This is a genomic window from Streptomyces sp. NPDC056160 (assembly GCF_042268205.1).
Taxonomy (GTDB): domain Bacteria; phylum Actinomycetota; class Actinomycetes; order Streptomycetales; family Streptomycetaceae; genus Streptomyces.
Map to the genome: position 1 here is coordinate 27,561 of NZ_JBHJUW010000100.1, position 5,125 is coordinate 32,685.

The 5,125-nt window shown below is 68.8% G+C and carries 4 protein-coding genes and 1 tRNA gene; all 5 read left to right on the forward strand.

Going from position 1 to position 5,125, the window contains the following annotated elements; genetic code table 11:
- Nucleotides 1-182 precede the first annotated feature (182 nt).
- The 5 genes from ACFC02_RS29695 to clpX all read left to right on the forward strand — a co-directional run bounded on the left by ACFC02_RS29695 (nt 183) and on the right by clpX (nt 5,096).
- Nucleotides 183-259 (forward strand) — tRNA-Pro (locus ACFC02_RS29695).
- Between the two features lie 364 nt (nt 260-623).
- Nucleotides 624-2,015 carry a trigger factor gene (gene tig / locus ACFC02_RS29700; protein ID WP_376363777.1) on the forward strand — a complete coding sequence of 464 codons (1,392 nt, stop codon included), beginning with the start codon at nt 624-626 and terminating at the stop codon, nt 2,013-2,015.
- A 281-nt stretch (nt 2,016-2,296) separates the two neighbouring features.
- Nucleotides 2,297-2,902 carry an ATP-dependent Clp protease proteolytic subunit gene (locus ACFC02_RS29705; RefSeq protein WP_360979607.1) on the forward strand — a complete coding sequence of 202 codons (606 nt, stop codon included), beginning with the start codon at nt 2,297-2,299 and terminating at the stop codon, nt 2,900-2,902.
- Between the two features lie 57 nt (nt 2,903-2,959).
- A complete protein-coding gene (locus ACFC02_RS29710; RefSeq protein ID WP_376363780.1) occupies nt 2,960-3,640 on the forward strand; it encodes an ATP-dependent Clp protease proteolytic subunit in 681 nt (226 codons plus the stop codon).
- Nucleotides 3,641-3,809: 169 nt separating this feature from the next.
- Nucleotides 3,810-5,096 (forward strand): ATP-dependent Clp protease ATP-binding subunit ClpX, encoded by a 1,287-nt coding sequence (gene clpX / locus ACFC02_RS29715; protein WP_376363783.1) that lies wholly within the window; start codon nt 3,810-3,812, stop codon nt 5,094-5,096.
- The last annotated feature ends 29 nt before the right edge of the window (nt 5,097-5,125 follow it).

The window sequence follows — 5,125 nt, forward strand, 5'->3', positions numbered from 1 at the left end:
GCCCCGCGGCGGGCCCACCCCCGCCCGCCGCGCCTCCCCCGGGGCCGGGCGAAATGGGGACGGGGGGGCGCCCCCCCCGCCACCCCGGGGCGCGCGCACCCCGCCACCCCGCCCAGACACCCCGCGACGGAATTGCGGAGGCCGTACTGCCTGCGGGCATGTACCCTACGTGTCGCACCAGACGGGGTGTGGCGCAGCTTGGTAGCGCGTCCGCTTTGGGAGCGGAAGGCCGTGGGTTCAAATCCCGCCACCCCGACCACCCGCCGGCCGCCCGGTCGGCGCCACCGCACGTGCCCCGGGTGATTCCCGTGGCCGCACAGCAGTCGCACAGCGGCCGCACAGCAGTCGCGCCGCGGACACACCGGATTCCCTCTGGTCCCACCCTGGGCCCGTACTGCCCACGTCCTGGACCCGCCGTGGGCACCCCGTGGGCCCGGCGGATCCCGTGATTCCCATGATTCCCGTGATCGCCTTTTGGGGCGTTGAGCGGCTGCGGTTACTATGCAGACTGCGCGCCCGTGTGTCCGGCCTCCTGGCCTACGAACTCCTCCGGGCGGCGAATCCGCCGGACAACCCTCTGGCTCCGGCGAAATCCAAGAAGTCAGCCACAAGGAGACCGAACCGTGAAGAGCGCCGTGGAGACCCTGAACCCGACTCGGGTTCGGCTCACTGTCGAGGTGCCCTTCGAGGAGCTCAAGGACAGCCTCGACGCGGCGTACAAGAAGATCAACCAGCAGGTCACGGTGAAGGGCTTCCGCAAGGGCAAGATCCCGGCCCGGGTCATCGACCAGCGGTTCGGCCGCGGTGCGGTTCTGGAGGAGGCCGTCAACGACGCGCTTCCCAAGTTCTACACCGACGCGGTCAACGACGCCGAGCTGAACCCGCTGGGTCAGCCCGAGGTCGACATCACCGAGCTGAAGGACGGCGAGACGCTGAACTTCACCGCCGAGGTGGACATCCGCCCGACCATCGAGATCCCGGACTACTCCGGCATCGAGGTCGAGGTCGACGCCGTCGAGGTGACCGAGGAGGACGTCGACAAGGCGGTCGAGCAGCTGCGCGAGCGCTTCGCCTCGACCAGCCCGGTCGAGCGCGCCGCCGAGGACGGCGACGTCGTCACCATCGACCTGGAGGCCAAGGTCGACGGCGAGGTGCTGGAGGACGGCATCGCCAACGGCGTCTCCTACACCATCGGCTCCGGTGAGCTGCTGGACGGCATCGACGACGCCGTGAAGGGCGTGGAGGCCGGTGGCGAGGCCACCTTCACCTCCGAGCTGAAGGGCGGCTCCGGGGCGGGCAAGGAGGCCGAGGTCACCGTCAAGGTCACCCAGGTCGCCTCCCGCGAACTGCCCGAGCTGGACGACGACTTCGCCCAGCTCGCCTCCGAGTTCGACACCCTCGAGGAGCTGCGCGCCGACAGCCGCAAGCGCCTGGAGAGCATGAAGCAGTACGACCAGGCCACGCAGGCCCAGGAGCGCGTCCTGGACAAGCTGCTGGAGCTGGCCGAGATCCCGGTCCCCGAGAAGCTGCTCGAGGACGAGATCAACACCCGCAAGCACAACCTCGAGCACCACCAGCTCGGTCAGATGGGTCTGACCCTCGACAAGTACCTGGAGATCCAGGGCAAGACCGCCGAGGAGTTCGAGACCGAGACCCGCGAGGCCGCGGTCAAGGGCATCAAGACCCAGTTCGTCCTCGACGAGCTGGTCAACAAGGAGAAGCTCAACGTCAGCCAGGAGGAGCTCACCGAGCACCTCATGCGGCGTGCCGCCTCCTCCGGCATGTCCCCCGACCAGTTCGCGCAGGCGGTCGTCCAGCAGAACCAGGTTCCGCTGCTGGTCGGCGAGGTCGCCCGCGGCAAGGCCCTGGCCGTCGTGGTCGAGGCCGCGACCGTGAAGGACACCAACGGCGAGATCGTCGACCTGGACGACGAGGAGGACGAGGCCGCCGAGGGCGAGAGCGCCGAGGCCGCTTCCGCCGAGGGCACCGAGGGCGAGGAGAAGGCCGGGGCCTGATCCCCGCGCGGCGTCCGCCGCGTACGTACGATGGGCCCTGGGGCACTGCTCCCCAGGGCCCGTCGTCCTACCTGGCCACCCCCGTCCCACGGGCCCCGGCGCTACGCCCCCGGCGAACACTCCCGTTCGCGGGATTCCCCGAAGGGGCCCGCGCGTTAGGGTCCATGAATACGAGGGCAGGGGAGTCCCCGAAACCGGCCGGACGGCCCCACGCCCCGGCAGAACACGTGAGACGGCCCGGCGCCGTCGTAAGACGAGCAGGTGGATACGTGACGAATCTGATGCCCTCCGCCGCCGGCGAGCCCTCCATCGGTGGTGGCCTCGGCGACCAGGTGTACAACCGGCTGCTCGGCGAGCGGATCATCTTCCTCGGCCAGCCCGTGGACGACGACATCGCGAACAAGATCACCGCACAGCTGCTGCTCCTTGCCGCCGACCCGGACAAGGACATCTTCCTGTACATCAACAGCCCCGGCGGTTCCATCACGGCCGGTATGGCGATCTACGACACCATGCAGTACATCAAGAACGACGTGGTGACCATCGCCATGGGCCTGGCGGCCTCGATGGGCCAGTTCCTGCTGAGCGCGGGCACGCCCGGCAAGCGCTTCGCGCTGCCCAACGCCGAGATCCTGATCCACCAGCCCTCCGCCGGTCTGGCCGGTTCGGCCTCCGACATCAAGATCCACGCCGAGCGGCTGCTGCACACCAAGAAGCGCATGGCAGAGCTGACCTCCCACCACACGGGCCAGTCGGTGGAGCAGATCACCCGCGACTCGGACCGCGACCGCTGGTTCGACGCCCACGAGGCCAAGGAGTACGGCCTCATCGACGACGTCATCACGCACGCCGCCGGCATGCCGGGCGGTGGCGGCACCGGGGCCTGAGCCGGCTCAGCCCAGCCAGCCCCCAGCCGACCGCCCAGCCCCTTTCCAGGAGACATCGTGAACGACTTCCCCGGCAGCGGCATCTACGACCGGACCCGCGCCGAGTACACCGGCCCCACGGCCGAGTCCCGCTACGTCATCCCGCGCTTCGTGGAGCGCACCTCGCAGGGCGTGCGCGAGTACGACCCGTACGCGAAGCTCTTCGAGGAGCGCGTGATCTTCCTCGGCGTCCAGATCGACGACGCCTCCGCCAACGACGTCATGGCGCAGCTGCTGTGCCTGGAGTCGATGGACCCCGACCGTGACATCTCGGTCTACATCAACAGCCCCGGTGGTTCCTTCACCGCGCTGACGGCCATCTACGACACGATGCAGTTCGTCAAGCCCGACATCCAGACGGTCTGCATGGGCCAGGCGGCCTCCGCCGCCGCGGTCCTGCTGGCCGCCGGTACGCCGGGCAAGCGCATGGCCCTGCCGAACGCGCGCGTGCTGATCCACCAGCCCTACAGCGAGACCGGCCGCGGCCAGGTCTCCGACCTGGAGATCGCCGCCAACGAGATCCTCCGGATGCGCGCGCAGCTGGAGGAGATGCTGGCCAAGCACTCCACCACGCCGATCGAGAAGATCCGCGAGGACATCGAGCGCGACAAGATCCTCACGGCCGAGGAGGCCCTGTCCTACGGGCTCGTCGACCAGATCATTTCCACCCGCAAGATGAACAACGCCTCCGTCCGCTGACGCGGACACCGCACCCGCCCGTCGCCCCTTGGCGCGGTCACGTCCAAGTGAACCGTGCCAAGGGGGGCCCGAACGGGGGGCCCGGCAAGGTACCGTCGACATAAGGCAGCACCAGGAGCCGCTGGACTCTACGCGTCCAGGCGTCTCCCAGGCGAAGGGGAAGCACACCGTGGCACGCATCGGTGACGGCGGCGATCTGCTCAAGTGCTCGTTCTGCGGCAAGAGCCAGAAGCAGGTCAAGAAGCTCATCGCAGGGCCCGGTGTGTACATCTGCGACGAGTGCATCGATCTCTGCAACGAGATCATCGAGGAGGAACTCGCGGAGACCAGCGAGGTGCGCTGGGAGGAACTGCCCAAGCCCCGCGAGATCTACGAGTTCCTGGACGGCTACGTGGTGGGCCAGGAGGCCGCCAAGAAGGCCCTGTCCGTCGCGGTGTACAACCACTACAAGCGGGTCCAGGCCGGGGAGAACGGCGGCGGCCAGAGCCGCGAGGACGCCATCGAGCTGGCCAAGTCCAACATCCTCCTGCTCGGCCCGACCGGGTCCGGCAAGACCCTGCTGGCCCAGACCCTGGCCCGCATGCTGAACGTACCGTTCGCCATCGCCGACGCCACGGCGCTGACCGAGGCGGGGTACGTGGGCGAGGACGTCGAGAACATCCTCCTGAAGCTGATCCAGGCGGCCGACTACGACGTCAAGAAGGCCGAGACCGGGATCATCTACATCGACGAGATCGACAAGGTCGCCCGTAAGAGCGAAAACCCGTCGATCACGCGGGACGTGAGCGGCGAGGGCGTCCAGCAGGCCCTGCTCAAGATCCTGGAGGGCACCACGGCCTCGGTCCCGCCGCAGGGCGGCCGCAAGCACCCGCACCAGGAGTTCATCCAGATCGACACGACGAACGTCCTGTTCATCGTGGGCGGTGCCTTCGCCGGCCTGGAGAAGATCATCGAGGGCCGCGCGGGCGCCAAGGGCATCGGCTTCGGCGCGACGATCCGCTCCAAGCGGGAGCTGGAGGCCAAGGACCAGTTCGAGGACGTCATGCCCGAGGACCTGGTCAAGTTCGGCATGATCCCCGAGTTCATCGGCCGCCTCCCCGTCATCACCTCGGTCCACAACCTGGACCGCGAGGCCCTGCTGAAGATCCTGGTCGAGCCGCGCAACGCCCTGGTGAAGCAGTACCAGCGCCTGTTCGAACTCGACGGTGTCGAGCTGGACTTCGAGCGCGAGGCGCTGGAGGCCATCGCCGACCAGGCCATCCTCCGCCAGACCGGCGCGCGCGGCCTGCGCGCCATCATGGAGGAGGTCCTCCAGGGCGTGATGTACGAGGTCCCGTCCCGCAAGGACGTCGCCCGCGTCGTCATCACCGCCGACGTGGTCCTCTCCAACGTCAACCCGACCCTGATCCCGCGCGACGCCCGCGGCCGGGGCACGGGGGAGCAGAAGACGGCGTAGCCACCCGCACGTACGGAAGGGGCCCCGGT